Source organism: Streptomyces sp. WAC05374, from assembly GCF_004353505.1.
GTDB lineage: Bacteria > Actinomycetota > Actinomycetes > Streptomycetales > Streptomycetaceae > Streptomyces.
The window spans coordinates 284,942-308,563 of sequence record NZ_SMNQ01000002.1 but is presented as its reverse complement, the minus strand read 5'-3'; the positions used below and the strand labels follow the sequence as shown (position 1 = coordinate 308,563).

The window sequence follows — 23,622 nt, the reverse complement described above, 5'->3', positions numbered from 1 at the left end:
CGACCGGGCCCCGCCCGGGGGCGGTCACAGACCCGGTATACGGCCGTTGCGGAACAGGTCGACGAAGATCTGGTGGTCCGCCCGGGCCCGCGCGCCGTAGCTGTGCGCGAAGTCCACCAGCAGCTCCCCGAAGCCGTCCTCGTCCGCCGCGATCGCCGCGTCGATGGCCCGCTCCGTGGAGAACGGCACCAGGGAGTGCCCGCTCTCGTCGTCCGCCGCCGCGTGCATGGTCGCGGTCGCCCGGCCCAGGTCGGCGACGGTCGCCGCGATCTCCTCCGGGTCGTCGATGTCCGACCAGTCCAGGTCCACGGCGTACGGCGAGACCTCCGCCACGAGCTGCCCGGCGCCGTCCAGCTCCGTCCAGCCCAGCCACGGGTCGGCGTGCGCCTGGAGCGCCCGCTGCGAGATCACCGTGCGGTGCCCCTCGTGCCGGAAGTAGCCGCGCACCGCGGGGTCGGTCACATGGCGGGAGACCGCCGGGGTCTGCGCCTGCTTCATGTAGATCACGACATCGTTCTCGAGGGCGTCGCTGTTGCCCTCCAGGAGGATGTTGTACGACGGCAGGCCGGCCGACCCGATGCCGACGCCGCGCCGGCCCACCACGTCCTTCACGCGGTACGAGTCCGGCCGGGCCAGGCTCGACTCGGGCAGCGTCTCCAGGTAGCCGTCGAACGCGGCCAGCACCTTGTAGCGGGTCGCCGCGTCCAGCTCGACCGCCCCGCCGCCGGCGGCGAAGCGGCGCTCGAAGTCGCGGATCTCGGTCATGGACTCCAGCAGCCCGAACCGGGTCAGCGACCGGGCGTCACGCAGCGCGTCCAGCAGCGGCCCCTCCGCCGTGTCCAGGGTGAAGGGCGGGACCTCCTCGTGCCTGGCGCCCGTCGCCAGCGCGTGAATGCGCTCCCGGTAGGCGGCGGCGTAGATCCGCACCAGCTCGGTGATCTGCTCGTCGCTGAGCGCCTTGGTGTAGCCGATCAGCGCCAGGGACGCCGACAGCCGCTTCAGGTCCCAGGTGAAGGGACCGACGTACGCCTCGTCGAAGTCGTTGACGTTGAAGATCAGACGCCCGTTCGCGTCCATGTACGTGCCGAAGTTCTCCGCGTGCAGGTCGCCGTGGATCCACACCCGGCCGGTCCGCTCGTCCAGGTAGGGGCCGCCGTGCCGCTCCCGGTCGAGATCGGCGTAGAAGAGGCAGGCCGTGCCCCGGTAGAAGGCGAAGGCCGAGGCGGCCATCTTCCGGAACTTGACCCGGAAGGCCGCCGGGTCGGCGGCCAGGAGCTCGCCGAACGCGGTGCCGAAGACGGTGAGGATCTGCTCACCGCGCTCCTCGGCGGTGAACTGCGGGACCGACATCGCGGGGTGCCTCCTGGTGCGGGGTGCGGGGCTTCGTACTCAACGGAACGGACAGATGTTCCGTCCGTCTCAACGCACGGCCGTCCCTCCGCGTGCCCGGCCGCCGCCGGCGCCGCGAGCCCGGTCGCTGTCGGTGGCGCCGCGTAGACTTCCGAGCTGTCCCCCATCCCCGAGCCCCGGAGGCCGCAGCCGTGTCGAAGCCGCCGTTCACGCACCTTCACGTGCACACCCAGTACTCGCTCCTGGACGGTGCCGCGCGGCTCAAGGACATGTTCAACGCCTGCAACGAGATGGGCATGACGCACATCGCGATGTCGGACCACGGCAACCTGCACGGGGCGTACGACTTCTTCCACTCGGCGCAGAAGGCGGGGGTCACGCCGATCATCGGCATCGAGGCGTACGTCGCCCCCGAGTCGCGGCGCAACAAGCGCAAGATCCAGTGGGGCCAGCCGCACCAGAAGCGGGACGACGTCTCCGGTTCCGGTGGTTACACCCACAAGACGATCTGGGCGGCGAACGCGACCGGCCTGCACAATCTGTTCCGGCTCTCCTCCGACGCGTACAAGGAGGGCTGGCTCCAGAAGTGGCCGCGCATGGACAAGGAGACCATCGCCCAGTGGTCCGAGGGGCTGATCGCCTCCACCGGCTGCCCCTCCGGCGAGCTCCAGACCCGGCTGCGCCTCGGCCAGTTCGACGAGGCCCTGAAGGCGGCCTCCGAGTACCAGGACATCTTCGGCAAGGACCGCTACTTCCTGGAGCTGATGGATCACGGGATCGAGATCGAGCGCCGCGTCCGCGACGGGCTCCTGGAGATCGGCAAGAAGCTCGGCATCCCGCCCCTGGTCACCAACGACTCGCACTACACCTACGCGCACGAGGCGTCCGCCCACGACGCGCTGCTGTGCATCCAGACCGGCAAGAACCTCTCGGACCCCGACCGCTTCAAGTTCGACGGCACCGGCTACTACCTCAAGTCCACGGACGAGATGTACGCCATCGACTCCTCGGACGCCTGGCAGGAGGGCTGCCGCAACACCCTCCTGGTGGCCGAGCAGATCGACACCACCGGCATGTTCGAGAAGCGCGACCTCATGCCGAAGTTCGACATCCCCGACGGCCACACCGAGGTGAGCTGGTTCAAGGAGGAAGTCCAGCGGGGCATGCACCGCCGCTTCCCCGGCGGCATCCCCGAGGACCGCCGGCAGCAGGTCGAGTACGAGATGGACGTCATCATCCAGATGGGGTTCCCGGGGTACTTCCTCGTCGTCGCCGACTTCATCATGTGGGCCAAGAACCAGGGCATCGCGGTGGGCCCCGGCCGGGGCTCCGCGGCCGGCTCGATCGTGGCGTACGCCCTGGGCATCACCGACCTCGACCCCATCCCGCACGGTCTGATCTTCGAGCGCTTCCTCAACCCCGAGCGCGTCTCCATGCCCGATGTCGACATCGACTTCGACGAGCGCAGGCGCGTCGAGGTGATCAGGTACGTGACCGAGAAGTACGGCGAGGACAAGGTCGCCATGATCGGCACGTACGGCACCATCAAGGCCAAGAACGCGATCAAGGACTCCGCGCGCGTGCTGGGCTACCCGTACGCGATGGGCGACCGCATCACCAAGGCCATGCCCGCCGACGTCCTCGGCAAGGGCATCCCGCTCTCCGGCATCACCGACCCCTCCCACCCCCGCTACTCGGAGGCGGGCGAGGTCCGGGGGATGTACGAGAACGAGCCGGACGTGAAGAAGGTCATCGACACCGCGCGCGGCGTGGAGGGCCTGGTCCGGCAGATGGGCGTGCACGCCGCCGGCGTGATCATGTCCAGCGAGCCGATCGTCGACCACGTCCCCGTCTGGGTGAGGCACACCGACGGCGTGACCATCACCCAGTGGGACTACCCGAGCTGTGAGTCGCTCGGCCTGCTGAAGATGGACTTCCTGGGCCTGCGCAACCTCACGATCATGGACGACGCCGTCAAGATGGTGAAGGCCAACAAGGGGATCGACATCGATCTCCTCGGCCTCCCGCTCGACGACCCGACCACCTTCGAGCTGCTCCAGCGCGGCGACACCCTGGGCGTCTTCCAGTTCGACGGCGGCCCCATGCGGTCCCTGCTGCGGCTGATGAAGCCCGACAACTTCGAGGACATCTCCGCCGTCTCGGCCCTCTACCGGCCGGGCCCGATGGGCATGAACTCGCACACCAACTACGCCCTGCGCAAGAACGGCCAGCAGGAGATCACGCCGATCCACCCGGAGCTGGAGGAGCCGCTCAAGGAGGTCCTCGGCGTCACCTACGGCCTGATCGTCTACCAGGAGCAGGTCCAGAAGGCCGCCCAGATCATCGCCGGGTACTCGCTCGGCGAGGCCGACATCCTCCGCCGCGTCATGGGCAAGAAGAAGCCCGAGGAGCTGGCGAAGAACTTCGTCCTCTTCCAGGAGGGCGCGAAGAAGAAGGGCTACAGCGACGAGGCGATCCAGGCCCTGTGGGACGTGCTCGTCCCCTTTGCCGGCTACGCCTTCAACAAGGCACACTCCGCCGCCTACGGACTGGTCTCGTACTGGACGGCCTACCTCAAGGCCAACCACCCCGCCGAGTACATGGCGGCGCTGCTCACCTCGGTCAAGGACGACAAGGACAAGTCGGCCGTCTACCTCAACGAGTGCCGCCGCATGGGCATCAAGGTGCTCCCGCCCAACGTCAACGAGTCCGAGTCGAACTTCGCGGCCCAGGGCGACGACGTCATCCTCTTCGGCCTCTCCGCCGTGCGGAACGTCGGCACCAACGTCGTCGAGTCGATCATCCGGTGCCGCAAGGCGAAGGGGAAGTACACCTCCTTCCCCGACTTCCTCGACAAGGTCGAGGCGGTCGTCTGCAACAAGCGCACCATCGAGTCGCTGATCAAGGCCGGCGCCTTCGACGAGATGGGCCACACCCGCAAGGGCCTGGTCGCCCACCACGAGCCGATGATCGACAACGTGGTCGCGGTCAAGCGCAAGGAGGCCGAGGGGCAGTTCGACCTCTTCGGCGGCATGGGGGACGAGACCAGCGACGAGCCGGGCTTCGGGCTCGACGTCGAGTTCTCCGACGTCGAGTGGGACAAGTCCTACCTCCTGGCCCAGGAGCGCGAGATGCTCGGGCTGTACGTCTCCGACCACCCGCTCTTCGGCATCGAGCACGTCCTGTCCGACAAGACCGACGCGGCGATCTCCCAGCTCACCGGCGGCGAGCACGCGGACGGCGCGGTGGTCACCATCGGCGGCATCATCTCCGGCCTCCAGCGGAAGATGACCAAGCAGGGCAACGCCTGGGCCATCGCCACCGTCGAGGACCTCGCCGGCTCCATCGAGTGCATGTTCTTCCCGGCCACGTACCAGCTCGTGTCCACCCAGCTCGTCGAGGACACGGTCGTCTTCGTCAAGGGCCGCCTCGACAAGCGCGAGGACGTGCCCCGGCTGGTCGCCATGGAACTGATGGTCCCCGACCTGTCGTCGGCCGGCACCAACGCGCCCGTGGTGCTCACCATCCCCACCGTCAAGGTCACCCCGCCGATGGTCAGCCGCCTCGGCGAGATCCTCACCCACCACAAGGGCAACACCGAGGTGCGGATCAAGCTCCAGGGGCCCCGGTCCACCACCGTGCTCCGGCTCGACCGGCACCGCGTCCAGCCCGACCCGGCGCTCTTCGGCGACCTCAAGGTGCTGCTCGGCCCGTCCTGCCTGGCCGGCTGACCGGCCCCCGCACCCCGGCGCGCGGAAGGGGCGCGCCCGTCGTCACGGGCGCGCCCCTTCCGGCGTACGCGCGGGCGGGCCCGGGCCGTGCGCGCGGCGGGCCGTCCGCCCTCCGCGCGGCAGGCCGCGGCCTCAGTTGTGGCCGAACCTCTTCTGCCGGCCCTTGCGCGCCACGTCCGCCGGGGTGGCCGCCGCCATGCGGTGCTCCGCCTGCGCCTCCATCGAGGTCTGGCGGGCCTGCTGCGTGCCGCGCTCCGCCGCCGACGCCTTCGGCTGACTGCGGTTCTGCTTCCTGTCCTTGGCCATGGTGGTGCCTCCTGTGGGGTGTAGGGGCCAGGGCCGCTGCCAGACTCACATACGTACATATTGCGCGCATTTTGGATCATTGCGGACGGTAGTCGGCCCGCCGGAACGGGTCTTGGGACGATCCGCCACGCCGATGATCCAGTTCCGGCCGTTAACCCCCCGGCGGTCGGGCAGACTCGAAGGAAACCCGAAGCAACTTCCGATCCCGAGGTTCCCGAAAGAGGGTGGAACACGTGGACCGCTGCGTCGTTCTGGTGGACGCCGGCTACCTGCTGGGAGCCGCCGCCAGCCTTCTCGCCGGAGAACCGGCCCGCTCCCGGATCACCGTCGACCACACCGCCCTCATCCAGGGCCTCCGCGAGCGCGCCGAGGCCGACACCCAGCAGCCCCTGCTCCGGATCTACTGGTTCGACGGCGCCCCCGACCGCGTACCCCAGCCGGAACACCGCCGGCTGCGCGTCATGCCGCGCGTCACCGTCCGGCTGGGCGCCCTGACCCGCAGCGACGGCCGCTGGGCCCAGAAGGGCGTCGACGCGGCCATGCACGCCGAACTCACCGAACTGGCCCGCAACCGCGCCTGCTCCGACATCGTGCTGGTCACCGGCGACGGCGACCTGCTGCCCGGCCTGATGTCGGCCAAGGAGCACGGCGTCGCCGTCCACCTCTGGGCCGTCCAGGCCGCCGACGGCGACTACAACCAGTCCGAGGACCTGGTCGCCGAGGCCGACGAACGCCGGGTGCTCGACCGGGAGTGGATCACCCGCGCCGTCCGCGCCAAGGAGCTCACCGGGCCCTGCTCGCCGTCCCCGGCGCCGCGCCCCGAGATCGCCGCGATCCTCTCCGCCCCCCTGCCCGAGTCGGCCCTCGCCGCCTCCGCCGAGCGCGCCGCCGAAGCCGCCGCCCGCGCCGCCGTCAACGGCTCGCCGGCCGTCAACGGCACCCCGGCCGTGAACGGCGCGCGGGCCGCCCACGGGGCACCCGTCAACGGCACGTCCGCCCACGGCGCGCCCCGCCCGGCCGGCACCGGCGCCGACGAGTCCGGCGCGCCCGCCCCGGCCGGCGCCGGCAAGGGCGTCCCCACCCCCAAGGACCTGGCGGCCCTGCACGCCCCCGGCCACCAGCCCGGCCCGGCGGCCGCCCCGCCCGCGAACGCCACCCTCCGCTGGTCCTCCGACCGCGGCTGGGTCGACCGCCCGGGCGGCACCGTGGGCGAACCGCCCGAGACGGCCTCCCTGCCCACCCTCGCCCAGCTCACCAGCGCCGAGCAGCGCTGGGCCGACCGCGAGGAGGACATCACCACGGTCGGCGGCGACCCCTTCGAGGTCGGCCAGGTCTTCGCCCGGCGCTGGATGGAACGGCTCCCCGACCCCGCCCACGTGCAGAAGCTGTCCACCATGTACCCGCGCATCCCGCACCGCATCGACGGCGAACTGCTCCGGTACGCCGCCCGCTTCGGGCTCCTGGCGCACAAGGACGACCAGATCGACGAGCACGACCGGTACGCGATCAGGGCCGGTTTCTGGCGCGAGATCGACGTCCGCGCGGCGGCCGAGCACGCCCCCGTGGGCGAATAGGGCAGGGCGACCCTTTAGGCTCATCCCTCGTGAGTACGGTGTGCGTGGTGCGGGAGCTGGTCAAGACGTACCCCGCCACGCGCGGCGGGCGCGGAAGGCCCGCGACACCCGAGGTGCGCGCCACCGACCGGGTGTCCCTGGACGTGCGGGGCGGTGAGATCTTCGGCCTGCTCGGCCCCAACGGCGCCGGCAAGTCCACCCTCGTGCGCCAGCTCACCGGCCTGATGCGGCCGGACTCCGGCACCGTCGAGGTGCTCGGCCACGACCTCGTACGCCATCCCGAGCGCGCCGCGCGCCTGATCGGCTACCTCGGCCAGGAGTCCACCGCGCTCGACGAGCTGACCGTGGCGCTCGCCGCCGAGACCACCGGCAGGCTGCGCGGGCTCACCGCCCGGGACGCGCGGGCCGAGCGGGACGCCGTGCTGGACGAGCTCGGTCTGGCCGGGCTCGCCGGGCGGCCCCTGAAGAAGCTGTCCGGCGGGCAGCGGCGGCTCGCCTGCTTCGCCGCCACGCTGGTGGGGGAGCGGCAGGTGCTGATCCTCGACGAGCCCACCACCGGCATGGACCCCGTCGCACGGCGGGCCGTGTGGGCCGCGGTCGACCGGCGGCGCGCCCGGCACGGCACGACCGTGCTGCTCGTCACCCACAACGTCATCGAGGCCGAGACGGTCCTGGACCGGGTCGCGGTCCTGGAGCGGGGCCGGGTCATCGCCTGCGACACCCCGGCCGGGCTCAAGGAACGGGTGGCGGGCGAGGTGCGGGTGGAGCTGGTGTGGCGCGAGCGGGCCCCCCTGGACGTGCCGGAGGTGGCGGCGCTGCGCGGCTCGGCGCAGGAGTCGGGGCGCACCTGGGTGCTGCGGCTCGCGCCGGACGAGGCGCGGGCGGCGGTCGCGGCGGTGACGGGCGGCGCGGCGTTCGCGGCGCTCGACGACTTCACACTGGCCACGCCGAGCCTCGAGGACGTGTACCTGGCACTGGGCGGCGAGACGAAGGGCCTGGTCAAGGCATGAACAGGAGCATCCGTTGAGCATCATGCCCGCACAGGCGGTGACGGGCGGCTCGGTCGTCACCGCGTCGCCCGCCGCCGAGGCCGCCCAGGGCGGTGCCGCGACGCTGGCCCCCCGGGCGCGGCTGCTGCCCTCGCTCGCCGCCGTGTACCGGGCCCAGTTGTCGCGGGCCCGGGTGGCCCGTATCCCGCTGCTGTTCGTGGCGACCTTCCAGTCCGTCGGGATCATGGTGCTGATGCGCGGGGTCGTCGACGGCGGCGCGGAGGCGCGGGCCGTCGTGGCCGGCTCGTCGGTGCTCGTGGTGGCGTTCGTCGCGCTGAACCTGCTCGCGCAGTACTTCGGGCAGTTGCGGGCGAGCGGCGGGCTCGACCACTACGCCACGCTCCCGGTGCCGCCCGCCGCGGTGGTGCTGGGCGCGGCGGGTGCGTACGCCTCCTTCACGGTGCCGGGGACGATCGTGACGGCGGTGACCGGCTCGGTCCTCTTCCAGTTGCCGCTGACCCACCTGTGGATCCTGGCCGCGGTCGTGCCGCTGGCCGGGGCCGCCCTTGCCGGGCTCGGCGCGGCGCTCGGGCTGCTCGCGCCGCGCCAGGAACTGGCCACCCTGCTGGGGCAGCTCGGCATGTCGGCCGCCCTGCTGCTGGGCGTGCTGCCCGCCGACCGGCTGCCGCGGCCCATCGGGTGGGCACGCGACCTGCTGCCGTCGACGTACGGGGTGGAGGCGCTCGCCCGGACGTTCGACGCCCGGCCCGACTGGACGGCCGTCGGGCTGGACCTCGCGGTGTGCGCGGTGGTCGGTGTCGCCTCGCTGGCCGTGGCGACGTGGGCGTACCGGCGGGCGGCGGTCCGGTGAGGCACCCCGCCACGGCGCCTGGCACGATGGCAGGGTGACCGCACCGCTGACTCCGCCCCACCGGCCGTCCCCGCACGACTCCGCATGGCCGCCGCCGTACCCCGCCGCCCCCAAGGACGAGGACGACGCGCCGGACGTGGCCACGGAGGTGCGCCAGGGTGCCGTGGTGCTGCTCGCGGTGACACTGGCGGGGATCGCGCTGGGGCTGCTGTGGCTGTGGCTGGCCCCCCGGGTCCCGCTGATCTCGGACGGCAAGGCGGTGTTCCTCAAGGAGACGGAGGGCGAGGCGGCGGTCGGCGCGGACGGTACGTTCGCCCTGCTGGCGCTCGGCCTCGGGGCGCTCAGCGCGGCCGTCGTCTTCTGGTTCCACCGGCACGGCGGCATCGCGATCGTGGTGGGCCTCGCCGTGGGCGGGGTGCTCGCCTCGCTCCTGGGGTGGGGCGTCGGCACACTGCTCGGCCCGGCGCACGACGTGGCGGGGCACGCCCGCGCGGTGGGCGCGGGCGTGACGTTCGACGCGCCGCTGAAGCTCCAGGCGCACGGGGCGGTCCTGGCGTGGCCGGTGGCGGCGATGCTCGTGCACCTGGCCCTCACGGCCCTGTTCGGCCCCCGCGACCCGGAACCGGACTGGGACGGCCCGGCCTGACGCCCCCGCCCGTGGTGCGGCGCGCGTCCGTGCTCCTCAGGACGGCCGGCGGCCGTGGTTGGCGCGATGCTTCCGGATGCGCCACTTCCGCTTGCGGGTCCTCTTCGACATGGGCGGCCCCTTCGTCCGGCAGGCTTCCGTCCCTACGGTCGTAGCCGAGGACGCCGCCGCCGTCGAGGGGTCAGGCGCGACCGATCGGCGCGATCACCGCGTCCGTCAGGGCCGTCAGGTCGGCGGGCGCCAGCTCGACCTCCAGTCCCCGGCGCCCCGCCGAGACGCAGATCGTGCCGTGCCCGGACGCCGACGCGTCCAGCACCGTGGGCAGCCGCTTGCGCTGGCCCAGCGGGGAAATGCCGCCCCTGACGTACCCCGTCGTGCGTTCCGCCGCCGCCGGGTCGGCCATCGTCGCCCGCTTGCCGCCCACCGCAGCCGCGAGGGCCTTCAGGTCGAGCTGGCCGGCGACCGGGACGACCGCGACCGTCAGGGTGCCGTCCACGTCGGCGACCAGGGTCTTGAAGACCCGGTCGGGGGAGACCCCGAGCGCCTCGGCCGCCTCCTCGCCGTACGACGGGGAGGCCGGGTCGTGGTCGTACGCGTGCACGGTGAAGGGGATGCCCGCGGCGGTCAGGGCCACCGTCGCCGGGGTGCCGTTGGCCTGCTTCTTGGGCTTCTTCGCCACCTGGGGTGCTCCTCGGGTCAGTTGGGGCTCGTCGGCGCCCGGGTCAGCTCCACCGCCGGCAGCGACGGCAGGTGGCGCAGCACCGCGGTCTCGGCACGCAGCAGGTGCAGTTCCTCCCGCAGCCGCGTCGCGGTGTCCGGCGCCTGGAGCAGCCGCTGCTTGGCCGGGGTGTCGAGCACCGCCGCCGCGGCCACCAGGTACGAGACGACCGACGGCTCGTCCGGCAGCTCCTGACCGGTCGTCATCGACCGTTCCCGGGCCCCCGCCAGCCGCTTCTGGTAGGCGCGGAAGGCCCGCAGGACGCCCTCGGCGAGCGCCCCGGCGCCCTCGCCGCGCTCCTCTTCCAGCTCCTCCAGTTCCGCCGTGAGGAACGGGCCGCTCGCGTCGACCGACAGCAGTTTCACCCGTTTCGTACCGGTGGCCAGTACCTCGAAGCTGCCGTCCTCCCGTTCGCGGATCGTCGCCGCGTCGGCGATGCAGCCGACCCGGTGGAAGGCCTGGATGGGGTCCGGGCCGAAGCCCGCGGCGGGGCCCTTCTCCGGCAGGGCCGTCGGGTCGGGCATCCCGGGCGCGGTGGGCGCGACCTCACGCCCGTCGCGGATCGCCACGACGGCGAAGCGGCGCGGCTCCGACTCGTCGGTCTTCAACAGCTCGCGCATCATGGCGCGATAGCGCTCCTCGAAGACGTTCAGGGGCAGCACGAGGCCCGGGAACAGCACCGCGTTCAGCGGGAAGAGTGGCAGGCGAGCGGTGGTCACAGCGGTCAAGCGTAATGGCCGCGGAAGCGGCCGCGTCCTGCCCGTCCGCGCACCGGGACGTCCGAGGCGATCCGGAGGCGTACGCCGTGGCGTGCGTCGAGGAACCGGCCCAGCGGATCGTCGCTCACCGACGACCACGGGAACGACGTCGCGCACGGGCCGATGAGCCGGAACTGGTCCAGCGCCGCCACCCACCGCTCCCGCTCCACCAGCACGTACGCCAGCACGTTGCGCACCTCGGCCGGCCACGGGTCGGCGATCGCGTACCGCCCGGACAGCTCCACGGCCAGGTCCGCCGCCGCGTCGACACGCTCCCCGGCCACGGGCGCGGCGCCCTGGGCCAGGAGCTGCGCGAGCGCCGCCCGCACCGGCAGCGCCCTTATCAGCGACCCGGGCAGCGCGTCGGCGGCGGCCTGCTCGGCGAAGTCGAAGCACTCGCGGTGCGCGTCGCGCCGCTGGGTCGCCAGGTACTTCAGCGCGGCCGCATGGCACCCGTAGTGGTGCGCGGCGCGGCGCAGGGCCTGCTCCCACAGCGTCTCGAACGCGGCGTGCGTGGCCCCCGTGCCCCGGGCGTGGTCCAGGGCCAGGCGCCACGGCACGGGATCGCGCGGCGCCGCCTGGGCCGCCGTGTCGACCAGGGGCGCGAGCTCCCGCAGCCGCTCGGCCCGCGCCGGGGACTGCCAGGCCCGCCGCACCGCCACCTCCGCCCGCACGAGCAGGGCGTCCGGGTCGTGGGGCGTGGCGGCCAGCCAGCCGGTCAGCCACTCGTCCCGGCTGTGCGCGAAGGCGGCCAGCCGCTTGACGTACCGGTCGCGGCTCTCCCACTCGGCCGCCCCGCGCGTGGCGGCCAGCAGCTTGGCGGCCGGTTCGTGGTCCCCGAGGGCGGCCGCGACCAGCGCCGGGGCCAGCCGCTCGTCCGGCGCGTCGAGCAGCACCGCGTGGTCCGGCGGCAGCCCGTCGGCGAGCTGCGGGGCGTTCCGGACCGGGCGCGCGGTGCCGAGCAGGGCACGGAGCAATGACATGGTGCGGACCATTGAAAGCCGCAGGTGGGAGCCGCGCCAGTGGCCTGCTGTGAAGCTTTGGTGGCGGCGGAATGGTTGCACGGACGAATGCCAAGAGAACGTAAAGAAACCGGTGTACGGGTGTGCTAGCTGCGCCTCAGGAGGCGTGAGGCACCGGCAGCGACGGTTGTGGCGAGGATCCAGCCCAGCAGGATCAGCACGGTCGACGCCCACTGCCACCAGCCCCCGAGCCGCCAGTACCCGTCCTGCCCGAGATTGATCACCGGCAGCAGCAGATCCAGCGCGTACAGCGCCGCGTTCCAGTGCGGGTGCTCGCCCGGCTTGATGGCCGGCGGATCGCACCGCGAGAAGGCCAGCGTCCCCGCCGCCCACAGCACCGCCATCCACAGCGCCGCCCGGCCCGGCCGGTAGCCGTACGCCACCGTCCAGTCCTGGAGGTAGCCCCACATCTTCGCCGCCAGCGGGAGCGTCTCGCGCCGCCGCCGCTGCTTGGCCAGCAGCACCTCCCGCGCGTCCGCGTCCTCGCCGCTGTTGCGCAGCACGGCCGCCAGCCGCTCGTACGGCTCCGGGGCGAACTCCGGGGTCGCCGCCGCCACCCACTCCAGGCGGCGGGTCAGCGGGAAGTGCCCGTAGGGCACGAGGTTCTCGTACACGAACCCGCCCATCGCCAGCCCGCCCGGCCCCGGCCAGCTCGTCGACAGGTCGATCAGCGTCACCACCTTCGCGCCGTTCAGCACCACCCGCCCCTCCTCCGGGCGCTCGCCGTTGAAACGCAGCTCCGGGGTGACGATCCGGCGCAGCGACAGCTCCTCCCGCCGCTCCGACGACAGCAGGAACCGCGCGTGGTGGAAGTCGACCGCGTCCCCGAACCGCCCGTCGTCCAGCCGCACCCCGCCCCGGCACTCGAACGGCTGCACGCGCGTCCCGCGCATCGGCGTGTTGAAGTTCGCCAGCCCGCCTGGCGGCGTCGCCCCCGCCGCCTGGCCCGTGGTGTCGCTGACCCAGGCGTACGTCATGTACAGCGTCCGCTCCACGGTGAGCTGCGGCGCGTTCAGCGCCCGGCGGCCCTCCGCGCCCCGCAGCCTGCTGCCGCGCAGGCTCAGCGAGACCCCGACCTTCGCCCCGCGCAGCGAGAACTCGCCATGGGTCTCGATGAGCTCCGCCGTCAGGTCCTGCGCCACCGACATCCCGTCGGCGACGATCGACCGGCCGCGCCGGTCCGGGCCCACATGGATCTGGCTGATCAGCAGGTCCGTCCCGATCTGCGCGTCGGTGAGCCGCATCCCGTGGTCCACCCGGCAGCGCGGCAGGTGCAGGTCGCCCTCCGTGTGCAGCCGCGCCGCCTCCAGCCGCGGTATCGCGCACTTGACCATGCGCAGCGTGGTGAACCGCGACTCCGGCAGCACCACCTCGTTCTCGAACCGGCAGCCGTGCAGCTCCACGTACGGACCGACCGTGCCGCCCGCCAGATCGAGCGTGCCGGTGATCCGCACCCCGCGCAGCTTCAGCGCCGAGACCCGCCCGGCCAGCGCGGGCGGCCCGTCGAGCAGCAGTAACGCCACCTTGTCGGCCCGCACGCTCCGCTCGGGCGGCCACACGCGCGGCGAGAACGGATCGTCCAGCACCGCGTTGCCCGCGCTCAGGTCATAGGTGGCGCCGATCCGGAACGCCTGCCACATCCCCACCTCGGACGGGGTCAGGTCGTCCGGTACGTCGTCGTCGTGCGGCTCGGTCACTGCCGCCCCCTCCGCTTCCCCAGTTTCGTACGGCTGTTCTTCCCGCTGTGTGACGGACTGAACGCTAACGGTCAGGTGTGACAGTCCCGGCCTGCCGTGGCGTGTATCAGCCAGTGATACGGACGTCCGGCCCCGGGAAACCGTCTGCGAGAATTGACCTGTGATCTCACGAATCGATCTGCGCGGCGACGCCCTCCCGAAGGGTGGCGCTCTGCGCGACCTGCTGCCCCGTGCCGAGTTCGACGTGGAAGCCGCCCTGGAGAAGGTGCGGCCCATCTGCGAGGCCGTGCACCATCGGGGCGACGCGGCGCTGATCGATTACGCGGAGAAGTTCGACGGTGTCGTCCTCGACCGGGTGCGCGTTCCGGCCACGGCGCTCACGCGCGCGCTGGAGGAGCTCGACCCGGCCGTGCGCGCCGGGCTGGAGGAGTCGATCCGCCGCGCCCGGATCGTCCACCGCGAGCAGCGCCGCACCGAGCACACCACCCAGGTGGTGCCCGGCGGCACGGTGACCGAGAAGTGGGTTCCGGTCGAGCGCGTCGGGCTGTACGCGCCGGGCGGCCGCTCCGTCTACCCCTCGTCCGTGATCATGAACGCCGTACCGGCGCAGGAGGCGGGCGTCGAGTCGATCGCCCTCGCCTCCCCGCCCCAGAAGGAGCACGGCGGCCTCCCGCACCCCACGATCCTCGCCGCCTGCGCCCTCCTCGGCGTCGACGAGGTGTACGCCGCCGGAGGCGCCCAGGCCGTCGCCATGTTCGCGTACGGCACCGAGTCCTGCGCCCCCGCCAACATGGTCACCGGCCCCGGCAACATCTGGGTCGCCGCCGCCAAGCGGTACTTCACCGGCCGGATCGGCATCGACACCGAGGCCGGCCCGACCGAGATCGCCGTCCTCGCCGACGACACCGCCGACCCGGTCCACATCGCCGCCGACCTGATCAGCCAGGCCGAGCACGACCCGCTCGCCGCCGCCGTCCTGGTCACCGACTCCGCCGACCTCGCCGAGGCCGTCGAGAAGGAGCTGGAGCCGCAGATCGCCGCCACCCGGCACGTCGAGGACCGCATCGTGCCCGCGCTGAGCGGCCGGCAGTCCGCGATCGTGCTGGTCGACGGCCTGGAGGAGGGCCTGCGCGTCGTCGACGCGTACGGCGCCGAGCACCTGGAGATCCAGACCGCCGACGCCGCCGCCGTCGCCGGGCGCGTGCGCAACGCGGGCGCCGTCTTCGTCGGCCCCTGGGCGCCGGTCTCCCTCGGCGACTACTGCGCGGGCTCCAACCACGTGCTGCCCACCGGCGGCTGCGCCTGCCACTCCTCGGGCCTGTCCGTGCAGTCCTTCCTGCGCGGCATCCACGTCGTGGACTACACGCGCGACGCGCTCGCCGAGGTCGCCCACCACGTGGTGACCCTCGCGGAGGCGGAGGACCTGCCGGCGCACGGCGCGGCGATCAAGGCCAGGTTCGGGTGGAAGGTGCCCCAGCAGTGACCATCGGTATCGACGACCTGCCCATCCGCGACGAGCTGCGCGGCAAGTCGCCCTACGGCGCGCCCCAGCTCGACGTGCCCGTACGCCTCAACACCAACGAGAACCCGTACCCGCTGCCCGAGCCGCTCGTCGAACGGATCGCCGAGCGTGTCCGGGAAGCGGCTCGCACGCTCAACCGCTACCCCGACCGGGACGCCGTCGAGCTCCGCACGGAACTGGCCTCCTACCTCACCCGCACCACCGGCCACGAGGTCGGCCTCGCCAACGTGTGGGCCGCCAACGGCTCCAACGAGGTCATCCAGCAGCTCCTCCAGACCTTCGCGGGACCCGGCAGGATCGCGATGGGCTTCGAGCCCTCGTACTCGATGCACGGCCTGATCTCACGCGGCACCGGCACCGGCTGGATCTCCGGGCCGCGCCGGGACGACTTCCGCATCGACGCCGTCTCCGCCGCGCAGGCCATCGACCGGCACCGCCCCGACGTCGTGTTCATCACCTCGCCCAACAATCCCACGGGCACCGCCGTCGACGCGGACACCGTGGTGACGCTGTACGACGCGGCCCAGGCCGCCAAGCCGTCGCTGGTGATCGTCGACGAGGCGTACGTGGAATTCAGCCACCGCGCCTCCCTCCTGCCCCTCATCGAGGGCCGCCCCAACCTGGTGGTCTCCCGCACCATGTCCAAGGCGTTCGGCGCGGCGGGCCTGCGCCTGGGCTACCTGGCCGCGCACCCCGCCGTGGTCGACGCCGTCCAGCTCGTACGCCTGCCGTACCACCTGTCGGCCGTCACCCAGGCCACCGCGCTCGCCGCCCTGGAGCACACCGATACGCTTCTGGGGTACGTCGAACAGCTCAAGGCCGAGCGGGACCGCCTGGTCGCCGAGCTGCGCGCCACCGGCTACGAGGTGACCGAGTCGGACGCCAACTTCGTCCAGTTCGGCCGCTTCGAGGACGCCCACACGGTGTGGCAGCGCATCCTCGACCACGGCGTCCTGGTCCGTGACAACGGCGTACCGGGCTGGCTGCGGGTCACCGCCGGCACCCCCGAAGAGAACGACGCGTTCCTGGATGCGGTTCGCGCACTGAAGAAGGAGCAGAGCTCATGAGCCGCGTAGGACGGGTCGAGCGCACCACCAAGGAGACGTCCGTCGTCGTCGAGATAGACCTCGACGGCACCGGAAAGGTCGACGTGTCGACCGGCGTCGGCTTCTACGACCACATGCTCGACCAGCTCGGCCGCCACGGTCTGTTCGACCTCACGGTCAAGACCGACGGCGACCTGCACATCGACTCGCACCACACCATCGAGGACACCGCCCTCGCCCTCGGCGCCGCCTTCAAGCAGGCCCTCGGCGACAAGGTCGGCATCTACCGGTTCGGCAACTGCACCGTGCCGCTGGACGAGTCCCTCGCCCAGGTCACCGTCGACCTCTCCGGCCGCCCCTACCTGGTGCACACCGAGCCGGAGAACATGGCGCCGATGATCGGCTCCTACGACACGACGATGACCCGGCACATCCTGGAGTCGTTCGTCGCCCAGGCCCAGATCGCGCTGCACGTCCACGTCCCGTACGGCCGCAACGCCCACCACATCGTGGAGTGCCAGTTCAAGGCCCTCGCCCGGGCCCTGCGCTACGCCTCCGAGCGCGACCCGCGAGCGGCCGGCATCCTGCCCTCCACGAAGGGCGCGCTGTGAGCGACGCACGCGCGGCCGCCGGGCCGCAGACGACCGCGATGCCCGCACCCCTGCGCCGCGCGGGCGGAGAAGCGAACGGAAGAACGCTGTGAGCGACGCACGCGCGGCCGCCGGGCCGCAGACGACCGCGATGCCCGCATCCCTGTGCCGCGTGGGCGGAGAAGCGAACGGAAGAACGCTGTGAGCGACGCACGCGCGGCCGCCGGGCCGCAGACGACCGCGATGCCCGCATCCCTGTGCCGCGCGGGCGGAGAAGCGAACGGAAGAACGCTGTGACCGGTCTTTCGACCATCCTGATCGTCGTCGGACTGTTCCTGGCGGGAGGCGTGTACTCCTTCAGCAAGCAGAACATGCCCAGGAGCGTCATCGTCCTGCTGGCCGTCGCCTCCGCGATGTGCCTGCTCGCGGGCGTCCTGCGGATTCAGGGAATCTGGGAGTGAGCGCGATGAGCACCGCGAAGAAGGTCGTGGTCTTCGACTACGGATTCGGCAACGTCCGCTCCGCCGAGCGGGCCCTCGCCCACGTCGGCGCCGACGTCGAGATCACCCGCGACTACGACAGGGCCATGAACGCCGACGGGCTCCTCGTCCCCGGCGTCGGCGCCTTCTCCGCCTGCATGGCGGGCCTGAAGGAGGCCCGCGGGCACTGGATCGTGGAGCGCCGGCTCTCCGGCGGCCGCCCCGTCATGGGCATCTGCGTCGGCATGCAGATCCTCTTCGAGCGCGGCATCGAGCACGGCGTGGAGACCGAGGGCCTGGACGAGTGGCCCGGCACGGTCGGGCCCCTCAAGGCCCCGGTCGTCCCCCACATGGGCTGGAACACCGTCGAGGCGCCCGAGGGCAGCGAGCTGTTCGCCGGTCTCGACGCCGACGCCCGGTTCTACTTCGTGCACTCCTACGCCGTGCACGACTGGAGCCTGGAGATCACCAACCCCGCGATGCGGGCGCCCAAGGTCACCTGGTCCACGCACGGCGAGCGGTTCGTGGCGGCCGTCGAGAACGGGGCGCTGTGGGCGACCCAGTTCCACCCCGAGAAGTCCGGCGACACCGGCGCCCAGCTCCTCACCAACTGGCTCAACACCTTCTGACCTCCCTCCAAAGGATCTAGGACCCGCTGAGATGAGCAAGCTCGAACTCCTCCCCGCCGTCGACGTCCGGGACGGCCAGGCCGTACGGCTCGTCCATGGCGAGTCCGGCACGGAGACCTCCTACGGCTCCCCGCTGGAGGCCGCCCTCGCCTGGCAGCGCGCGGGCGCCGAGTGGCTGCATCTCGTCGACCTCGACGCCGCCTTTGGCACCGGTGACAACCGGGAACTGATCGCCGAGGTCGCCGGGGCCATGGACCTGAAGGTGGAGCTGTCGGGCGGCATCCGGGACGACGCGTCGCTCGCCGCCGCGCTCGCCACCGGCTGCACCCGCGTCAACCTGGGCACCGCCGCCCTGGAGACCCCGGAGTGGGTCGCCAAGGTCATCGCCGAGCACGGCGACAAGATCGCGGTCGGCCTGGACGTACGGGGCACCACGCTGCGCGGCCGCGGCTGGACCCGGGACGGCGGCGACCTCTACGAGACGCTCGCCCGCCTCGACTCCGAGGGCTGCGCCCGCTACGTGGTCACCGACATCGCCAAGGACGGCACCCTCCAGGGCCCCAACCTGGAGCTGCTGCGCAGCGTCTGCGCCGCGACCGACAAGCCGGTCGTCGCCTCCGGCGGCGTCTCCTCGCTGGACGACCTGCGGGCGCTGGCGGGGCTCGTCCCGCTCGGCGTCGAGGGCGCCATCGTGGGCAAGGCGCTGTACGCGAAGGCGTTCACGCTGGAGGAGGCACTGGCGGTGGTGGCCGAATGACACGGTCCGTGCGCAAGGTCGTGACCGGCGCGCCGTGGGAGGAGCAGTTCGGCTACTCCCGGGCCGTCGAGCTGCCGAACGGCCTGGTCCTGGTCGCCGGCTGCACGTCCGTCGTCGACGGCGTGATCGCCGAGGGCGGCCCTTACGAGCAGGCGGTCAACTCCTTCAACGTGGCCTTCGGCGCGCTGGAGCAACTGGGCCTCGGCGTGGCGGACGTGGTCCGGACGCGCATGTACATCACCCACGCCCGGGACGTGGAGGAGGTCGGCCGCGCCCACAAGGAGCTCTTCGACGCCGTCCGCCCCGCCGCCTCGATGATCATCGTCGAGGGCTTCGTCGACCCCCGGCTGGTCGTCGAGGTCGAGGTCGAGGCGTACCGAACGACAGAGCGAGGAGCGGAGCGGTCATGACCCTCGCGGTCCGAGTCATCCCCTGCCTGGACGTGGACAACGGCCGGGTCGTCAAGGGCGTCAACTTCCAGAACCTGCGCGACGCGGGCGACCCCGTCGAGATGGCCAAGCTGTACGACGCCGAGGGCGCCGACGAGCTGACCTTCCTCGACATCACCGCCTCGTCCGGCAACCGGGAGACCACCTACGACGTGGTGCGCCGCACCGCCGAGCAGGTGTTCATCCCGCTGACCGTCGGCGGCGGCGTGCGCAGCGCCGAGGACGTCGACAAGCTGCTGCGCGCCGGCGCGGACAAGGTCGGCGTCAACACGGCGGCCATCGCCCGGCCGGAGCTGATCCAGGAGATCGCCGAGCGCTTCGGCCGCCAGGTGCTGGTCCTGTCGGTGGACGCCCGCCGCACCGACGCCGGCACGCCCTCCGGCTACGAGGTCACCACGCACGGCGGCCGCCGGGGCACCGGCATCGACGCCGTCGAATGGGCGCACCGGGCCGCCGAGCTGGGCGCGGGGGAGATCCTGCTCAACTCGATGGACGCCGACGGCACCAAGGACGGCTACGACACCGAGATGATCGCCGCCGTGCGCAAGCACGTCGGCGTCCCGGTGATCGCCTCGGGCGGCGCGGGCCGGCTCGCCCACTTCCCGCCCGCGATCGACGCCGGCGCGGACGCGGTCCTCGCGGCGTCCGTCTTCCACTTCGGCGACCTGCGGATCTCCGAGGTGAAGGGCGCCCTGCGCGAGGCGGGCCACCCGGTCCGCTGACCCCCCGGGCTCAGCCGAGCGGCTGGGTGAGCTGTACGAGGTTGCCGACCGTGTCGTCCAGCACGGCCGTCAGCACCGGCCCCTGCTCCGTGGGCGGCTGCGTGAACCGCACACCCAGCCCGCTCAGCCGCTCGTACTCGCCCGCCAGGTCGTCGACGCCGAGGACGATGCACGGCAGCCCAGCCTCCCGCAGCCCCTCGCGGTACTGCTCCGCGAGCGGGCTGTCGCCGGGCTCCAGCAGCAGCTCCACGTCCTGCCCGGGCGCGGCCACCGTGATGAAGCGGGCCCCACCCAGGTCCAGGTCCGTGCGGGTCCGGAAGCCGAGCACGTCCGTGTAGAAGGCGTGGGCCTTCTCCTCGTCGTCCACGTACACGCTGGTCATCGCGATCTTGAGCATGGTCCGCCTCCCGGGAGAGCCGCGTACTTCGATGATGCCCGCGGCCACCGACAGCGGCTCCCCGAGCCCTCCCGGGCGGCCCCGGCCCTCCCCGGCGGCCCCGGCTCAGATCCCGAGCTGCTTGGTCCCGTGCAGCCGCTCCACGGCGTCCTTGTCGCCGTCGATCTCGACGTCCGCCGCGTCCTGGCGGCCGAAGACGAACATCGTCAGCTCCCCCGGCTCACCCGTCACCGTCACCACCGGCGAACCCCGGTGCGCCACCACCGTCTGACCGTTGGGGCGGCGCAGCACCAGGCCCACCGGCACCTTACGGCACAGCATGCGGGCCGCCTTCTCCAGCCGCAGCCACAGCGCGTCCGCGAAGACCGGGTCCAGCTCCCGGGCCGTCCAGCCCTTCTGCGCCCGCCGCACGTCCTCCGCGTGCACATAGAACTCGACCGTGTTGGCGCCCTCGTCGACCTGCTTGATCGCGTACGGCGACATACGCGGCGGGCCCGTCCGGATCAGGTGGATCAGCTCCTCGTACGGCTTCGACGCGAACTCCGCCTGCACCTGTTCCAGGCGCCCGCGCAACGGGCTCAGCAGTATCCCCGCCGCCGCGTCCGGGCGGCGCTCCCGCACCACCACATGGGCCGCCAGATCGCGGGTCTTCCACCCCTCGCACAGGGTCATCGCATCGGCGCCCGCGGCCTCCAAGAGGTCGGCGAGCAGGAGCCGTTCACGCTTGGCATGGGTCGACATGGACGCCAGCGTACGGCCGCACCCCACGGTCCGCCCAGTGGACGCACCACCGGCGAGCCCCCGCCGTCACGGCACAATGGCCACATGACCAGCAACCTTGACCCGGCCATCGCCGCCCGTCTCAAGCGCAGCCCCGACGGGCTGGTCCCGGCCATCGCCCAGCAGTACGACACCGGCGAGGTGCTCATGCTGGGATGGATGGACGACGAGGCCCTCCACCGCACGCTCACCACCGGCCGCTGCACCTACTGGTCCCGCAGCCGCCAGGAGTACTGGGTCAAGGGCGACACCTCCGGTCACGTCCAGCACGTCAAGTCCGTCGCCCTCGACTGCGACGCCGACACCGTCCTGGTCAAGGTCGACCAGGTGGGGGCCGCCTGCCACACCGGCGCCCGGACCTGCTTCGACGCCGACGTCCTCCCGCTGGGAAAGTAGCCGACATGGATCTCGAGACCTTCCGCAAGCTGGCGGCCGACCGCCGCGTCATCCCCGTCAGCCGCCGCCTCCTCGCGGACGGCGACACCCCGGTCGGCCTCTACCGCAAGCTCGCCGCCGAACGCCCCGGCACCTTCCTGCTCGAGTCCGCCGAGAACGGCCGCTCCTGGTCGCGGTACTCCTTCATCGGCGTCCGCAGCGCCGCCACCCTCACCGCCCGGGACGGACGGGCCCACTGGCTCGGCACCCCGCCCGTCGGCGTGCCCGTGGACGGCGACCCGCTGCAGGCGCTGCGCGCCACCGTGGAGGCCCTCCACACCCCCAGGGACCTCGCCTCCGGGATGCCGCCCTTCACCGGCGGCATGGTCGGCTACCTCGGCTACGACATCGTGCGCCGCCTGGAGCGCATCGGCGACCACGGCACCGACGACCTCCGCCTGCCCGAGCTGACCATGCTGCTCACCTCGGACCTCGCCGTGCTCGACCACTGGGACGGCACGGTGATGCTCATCGCCAACGCCATCAACCACAACGACCTCGACACCGGCGTCGACGAGGCGTACGCGGACGCCGTCGCCCGCCTCGACGCCATGGCGGCCGACCTGGCCGAGCCCCTCGCGACCGAGCCCGCCGCCCTGCCGCCCTCCGAACTCCCGCCGTACACCGCCCTGTGGGGCGGCCCGGCCTACCAGGAGGCCGTCGAGGACATCAAGGAGCGCATCCGCGCCGGCGAGGCCTTCCAGGTGGTGCCCTCCCAGCGCTTCGAGACCCCCTGCACGGCGAGCGCCCTGGACGTCTACCGGGTGCTGCGGGCCACCAACCCGTCCCCGTACATGTACCTCTTCCGGTTCGACGGCTTCGACGTCGTCGGGTCCAGCCCGGAAGCCCTGGTCAAGGTCGAGGACGGGCACGCCATGGTGCACCCCATCGCCGGCACCCGCCCGCGTGGCGCCACCCCGCAGGAGGACCAGGCGCTCGCCGACGAGCTGATCGCCGACCCCAAGGAGCGGGCCGAGCACCTGATGCTCGTCGACCTCGGCCGCAACGACCTCGGCCGGGTCTGCGAGCCCGGCTCCGTCGAGGTCGTCGACTTCATGTCGATCGAGCGGTACTCGCACGTCATGCACATCGTCTCGACCGTCACCGGCCGCGTCGCCGAGGGCCGCACGGCCTTCGACGTCCTGACCGCCTGCTTCCCCGCCGGCACCCTCTCCGGCGCGCCCAAGCCGCGCGCCATGCAGATCATCGAGGAGCTCGAACCGACCCGGCGCGGCCTGTACGGCGGCTGCGTCGGCTACCTCGACTTCGCCGGCGACTCCGACACGGCCATCGCCATCCGCACCGCCCTCCTGCGGGACGGCACGGCGTACGTCCAGGCCGGCGCCGGGGTGGTCGCCGACTCCGACCCGGTCGCCGAGGACACCGAGTGCCGCAACAAGGCGGCCGCCGTCCTGCGCGCGGTGCACACCGCCAACCGGATGAGCGGCGCATGACCCCATAAGGGATAGTGGTGGCGTGAGTGCCGCATCCGTACCCCAGCCCCGTGCCACCCGTTCGGACGAGACGGCGGCCCCTTCGGGCGGCCGCCGCAGCCTCGCCTCCGCCCTCTTCCTCGGCGCCGTGGGCGCGGCCGTGGTGCTGCTCGCCTCGGGGCAGACCTGGGCCGAGGGCACGGTCGCGGTCGGCGGCGGCACCGTACCGCTGGACGCGGCGGGCGGCGACGTCACCGGCGTACCGACCGCGCTCGCCATCGTGGGCCTCGCGGCCCTCGTCGCCGTCTTCGCGGTACGCCGCGCCGGCCGGCTCGTGGTGTCGCTGCTGCTCACCCTGAGCGGCGCCGGCGCGGCCGTCGCCGCCTGCCTGGGCGCCTCCGACAGCGCGGCGCTCGACGAGAAGGCCGCCTCCACCACCGGTGACGCCGCCGCCCGTGTCGGCGCCCTCACGCACACGCCGTGGCCCTATGTGACGGCCGTCGGCGCCCTGCTGATCCTTCTCGCCGGACTGCTCGCCCTCCGCCACGGCCGGACCTGGCCCTCCATGTCCGGGCGGTACGAGCGCGACGGCGGCCCCCGCCCGCGCGGGCGGGGGCCGGCGGCGGCCGCCTCCGCCGACCCGGAGCGGCCCGAGGACCTGTGGAAGGCCCTGGACCGCGGGGAGGACCCGACCGACCCGCGAGGGTGACCCCGGATCACG

24 protein-coding genes are annotated in these 23,622 nt (G+C 72.6%); 16 read left to right on the top strand and 8 right to left on the bottom strand.

All coding sequences use genetic code 11. The annotated features are described in order from the left end of the window. Positions 1 to 24 precede the first annotated feature (24 nt). Positions 25 to 1,350, bottom strand: a complete 1,326-nt coding sequence (locus tag E2B92_RS06390; protein WP_126888427.1) for a DUF2252 domain-containing protein — start codon at positions 1,348 to 1,350, stop codon at positions 25 to 27. Positions 1,351 to 1,541: 191 nt separating this feature from the next. On the opposite strand from E2B92_RS06390, the gene dnaE reads away from it, so the two are divergent. After that, positions 1,542 to 5,081: a DNA polymerase III subunit alpha gene (gene dnaE / locus E2B92_RS06385; protein ID WP_126888428.1), complete on the top strand. Its 3,540-nt coding sequence runs from the start codon at positions 1,542 to 1,544 to the stop codon at positions 5,079 to 5,081. A 132-nt stretch (positions 5,082 to 5,213) separates the two neighbouring features. Here dnaE and E2B92_RS32910 read toward each other — a convergent pair whose 3' ends face one another. Further along, on the bottom strand, positions 5,214 to 5,387 hold the full coding sequence (locus E2B92_RS32910) for a hypothetical protein (protein WP_185923728.1): 174 nt from the start codon (positions 5,385 to 5,387) through the stop codon (positions 5,214 to 5,216). Between the two features lie 233 nt (positions 5,388 to 5,620). Between E2B92_RS32910 and E2B92_RS06380 the strand changes: the two genes are divergently transcribed. Genes E2B92_RS06380 through E2B92_RS06365 form a run of 4 tightly spaced genes read left to right on the top strand, consistent with a single transcriptional unit; the run spans position 5,621 to position 9,467 of the window. Continuing rightward, positions 5,621 to 6,961, top strand: a complete 1,341-nt coding sequence (locus tag E2B92_RS06380; RefSeq protein WP_443070244.1) for an NYN domain-containing protein — start codon at positions 5,621 to 5,623, stop codon at positions 6,959 to 6,961. 38 nt (positions 6,962 to 6,999) lie between these two features. Continuing rightward, positions 7,000 to 7,971 carry an ABC transporter ATP-binding protein gene (locus tag E2B92_RS06375; RefSeq protein WP_185923680.1) on the top strand — a complete coding sequence of 324 codons (972 nt, stop codon included), beginning with the start codon at positions 7,000 to 7,002 and terminating at the stop codon, positions 7,969 to 7,971. Between the two features lie 22 nt (positions 7,972 to 7,993). Then, positions 7,994 to 8,821, top strand: a complete 828-nt coding sequence (locus tag E2B92_RS06370; protein ID WP_235023724.1) for an ABC transporter permease — start codon at positions 7,994 to 7,996, stop codon at positions 8,819 to 8,821. A 34-nt stretch (positions 8,822 to 8,855) separates the two neighbouring features. Continuing rightward, on the top strand, positions 8,856 to 9,467 hold the full coding sequence (locus tag E2B92_RS06365) for a DUF2567 domain-containing protein (protein WP_126887690.1): 612 nt from the start codon (positions 8,856 to 8,858) through the stop codon (positions 9,465 to 9,467). A gap of 181 nt (positions 9,468 to 9,648) precedes the next feature. Here the strand turns inward: E2B92_RS06365 and ybaK are convergent, their stop codons facing one another. The 4 genes from ybaK to E2B92_RS06345 form a co-directional block, all read right to left on the bottom strand. Next, the gene (ybaK, locus tag E2B92_RS06360) at positions 9,649 to 10,146 is read right to left on the bottom strand and encodes a Cys-tRNA(Pro) deacylase (RefSeq protein ID WP_126887689.1); all 498 of its coding nucleotides are present in this window, start codon (positions 10,144 to 10,146) and stop codon (positions 9,649 to 9,651) included. Positions 10,147 to 10,163: 17 nt separating this feature from the next. Next, entirely contained in the window at positions 10,164 to 10,904 is a 741-nt protein-coding gene (locus tag E2B92_RS06355) for an LON peptidase substrate-binding domain-containing protein (protein ID WP_126887688.1), read from the bottom strand. 5 nt (positions 10,905 to 10,909) lie between these two features. Next, positions 10,910 to 11,938, bottom strand: coding sequence for a hypothetical protein (locus E2B92_RS06350; protein WP_126887687.1), 1,029 nt, complete (start codon positions 11,936 to 11,938; stop codon positions 10,910 to 10,912). A gap of 113 nt (positions 11,939 to 12,051) precedes the next feature. Beyond that, positions 12,052 to 13,662 (bottom strand): oxidoreductase, encoded by a 1,611-nt coding sequence (locus E2B92_RS06345; protein WP_126887686.1) that lies wholly within the window; start codon positions 13,660 to 13,662, stop codon positions 12,052 to 12,054. A 160-nt stretch (positions 13,663 to 13,822) separates the two neighbouring features. Between E2B92_RS06345 and hisD the strand changes: the two genes are divergently transcribed. The 8 genes from hisD to hisF all read left to right on the top strand — a co-directional run bounded on the left by hisD (position 13,823) and on the right by hisF (position 19,856). Beyond that, positions 13,823 to 15,145 (top strand): histidinol dehydrogenase, encoded by a 1,323-nt coding sequence (hisD, locus tag E2B92_RS06340; RefSeq protein WP_126887685.1) that lies wholly within the window; start codon positions 13,823 to 13,825, stop codon positions 15,143 to 15,145. After that, a complete protein-coding gene (locus tag E2B92_RS06335) occupies positions 15,142 to 16,251 on the top strand; it encodes a histidinol-phosphate transaminase (RefSeq protein ID WP_126887684.1) in 1,110 nt (369 codons plus the stop codon). The genes hisD and E2B92_RS06335 overlap by 4 nt, the downstream gene beginning before the upstream one ends. Next, entirely contained in the window at positions 16,248 to 16,841 is a 594-nt protein-coding gene (gene hisB, locus E2B92_RS06330) for an imidazoleglycerol-phosphate dehydratase HisB (RefSeq protein ID WP_030492957.1), read from the top strand. The genes E2B92_RS06335 and hisB overlap by 4 nt, the downstream gene beginning before the upstream one ends. 272 nt (positions 16,842 to 17,113) lie before the next feature. Continuing rightward, entirely contained in the window at positions 17,114 to 17,281 is a 168-nt protein-coding gene (locus tag E2B92_RS32905; protein WP_185923679.1) for a hypothetical protein, read from the top strand. 5 nt (positions 17,282 to 17,286) lie between these two features. After that, the gene (hisH, locus tag E2B92_RS06325) at positions 17,287 to 17,928 is read left to right on the top strand and encodes an imidazole glycerol phosphate synthase subunit HisH (protein ID WP_126887683.1); all 642 of its coding nucleotides are present in this window, start codon (positions 17,287 to 17,289) and stop codon (positions 17,926 to 17,928) included. Positions 17,929 to 17,959: 31 nt separating this feature from the next. Continuing rightward, on the top strand, positions 17,960 to 18,685 hold the full coding sequence (priA, locus tag E2B92_RS06320) for a bifunctional 1-(5-phosphoribosyl)-5-((5-phosphoribosylamino)methylideneamino)imidazole-4-carboxamide isomerase/phosphoribosylanthranilate isomerase PriA (protein ID WP_126887682.1): 726 nt from the start codon (positions 17,960 to 17,962) through the stop codon (positions 18,683 to 18,685). Next, positions 18,682 to 19,095 (top strand): RidA family protein, encoded by a 414-nt coding sequence (locus E2B92_RS06315; protein ID WP_126887681.1) that lies wholly within the window; start codon positions 18,682 to 18,684, stop codon positions 19,093 to 19,095. The genes priA and E2B92_RS06315 overlap by 4 nt, the downstream gene beginning before the upstream one ends. Continuing rightward, on the top strand, positions 19,092 to 19,856 hold the full coding sequence (hisF, locus tag E2B92_RS06310; RefSeq protein ID WP_126887680.1) for an imidazole glycerol phosphate synthase subunit HisF: 765 nt from the start codon (positions 19,092 to 19,094) through the stop codon (positions 19,854 to 19,856). The genes E2B92_RS06315 and hisF overlap by 4 nt, the downstream gene beginning before the upstream one ends. 10 nt (positions 19,857 to 19,866) lie before the next feature. Here the strand turns inward: hisF and E2B92_RS06305 are convergent, their stop codons facing one another. Continuing rightward, on the bottom strand, positions 19,867 to 20,253 hold the full coding sequence (locus E2B92_RS06305; RefSeq protein ID WP_126887679.1) for a VOC family protein: 387 nt from the start codon (positions 20,251 to 20,253) through the stop codon (positions 19,867 to 19,869). Positions 20,254 to 20,358: 105 nt separating this feature from the next. Next, positions 20,359 to 20,994, bottom strand: a complete 636-nt coding sequence (locus E2B92_RS06300) for a TIGR03085 family metal-binding protein (protein WP_126887678.1) — start codon at positions 20,992 to 20,994, stop codon at positions 20,359 to 20,361. An 84-nt stretch (positions 20,995 to 21,078) separates the two neighbouring features. Between E2B92_RS06300 and hisI the strand changes: the two genes are divergently transcribed. From hisI to E2B92_RS06285, 3 genes are read left to right on the top strand one after another with little or no spacing between them, the layout of a single operon-like run. Then, positions 21,079 to 21,429: a phosphoribosyl-AMP cyclohydrolase gene (hisI, locus tag E2B92_RS06295; RefSeq protein WP_073752349.1), complete on the top strand. Its 351-nt coding sequence runs from the start codon at positions 21,079 to 21,081 to the stop codon at positions 21,427 to 21,429. Positions 21,430 to 21,434: 5 nt separating this feature from the next. Continuing rightward, on the top strand, positions 21,435 to 22,922 hold the full coding sequence (locus tag E2B92_RS06290; RefSeq protein ID WP_126887677.1) for an anthranilate synthase component I: 1,488 nt from the start codon (positions 21,435 to 21,437) through the stop codon (positions 22,920 to 22,922). A 22-nt stretch (positions 22,923 to 22,944) separates the two neighbouring features. Beyond that, a complete protein-coding gene (locus E2B92_RS06285) occupies positions 22,945 to 23,610 on the top strand; it encodes a TIGR02234 family membrane protein (protein ID WP_126887676.1) in 666 nt (221 codons plus the stop codon). The last annotated feature ends 12 nt before the right edge of the window (positions 23,611 to 23,622 follow it).

Coding starts and splice junctions, on each gene's coding strand:
- hisF (WP_126887680.1), top strand. CDS start 19,092: ATGACCCTCGCGGTCCGAGTCATCCCCTGCCTGGACGTGGACAACGGC.
- E2B92_RS06350 (WP_126887687.1), bottom strand. CDS start 11,938: ATGGTCCGCACCATGTCATTGCTCCGTGCCCTGCTCGGCACCGCGCGC.
- E2B92_RS32910 (WP_185923728.1), bottom strand. CDS start 5,387: ATGGCCAAGGACAGGAAGCAGAACCGCAGTCAGCCGAAGGCGTCGGCG.
- hisB (WP_030492957.1), top strand. CDS start 16,248: ATGAGCCGCGTAGGACGGGTCGAGCGCACCACCAAGGAGACGTCCGTC.
- E2B92_RS06305 (WP_126887679.1), bottom strand. CDS start 20,253: ATGCTCAAGATCGCGATGACCAGCGTGTACGTGGACGACGAGGAGAAG.
- E2B92_RS06290 (WP_126887677.1), top strand. CDS start 21,435: ATGGATCTCGAGACCTTCCGCAAGCTGGCGGCCGACCGCCGCGTCATC.
- hisI (WP_073752349.1), top strand. CDS start 21,079: ATGACCAGCAACCTTGACCCGGCCATCGCCGCCCGTCTCAAGCGCAGC.
- priA (WP_126887682.1), top strand. CDS start 17,960: ATGAGCAAGCTCGAACTCCTCCCCGCCGTCGACGTCCGGGACGGCCAG.
- E2B92_RS06315 (WP_126887681.1), top strand. CDS start 18,682: ATGACACGGTCCGTGCGCAAGGTCGTGACCGGCGCGCCGTGGGAGGAG.
- hisH (WP_126887683.1), top strand. CDS start 17,287: ATGAGCACCGCGAAGAAGGTCGTGGTCTTCGACTACGGATTCGGCAAC.
- E2B92_RS06390 (WP_126888427.1), bottom strand. CDS start 1,350: ATGTCGGTCCCGCAGTTCACCGCCGAGGAGCGCGGTGAGCAGATCCTC.
- E2B92_RS06370 (WP_235023724.1), top strand. CDS start 7,994: ATGCCCGCACAGGCGGTGACGGGCGGCTCGGTCGTCACCGCGTCGCCC.
- E2B92_RS06300 (WP_126887678.1), bottom strand. CDS start 20,994: ATGTCGACCCATGCCAAGCGTGAACGGCTCCTGCTCGCCGACCTCTTG.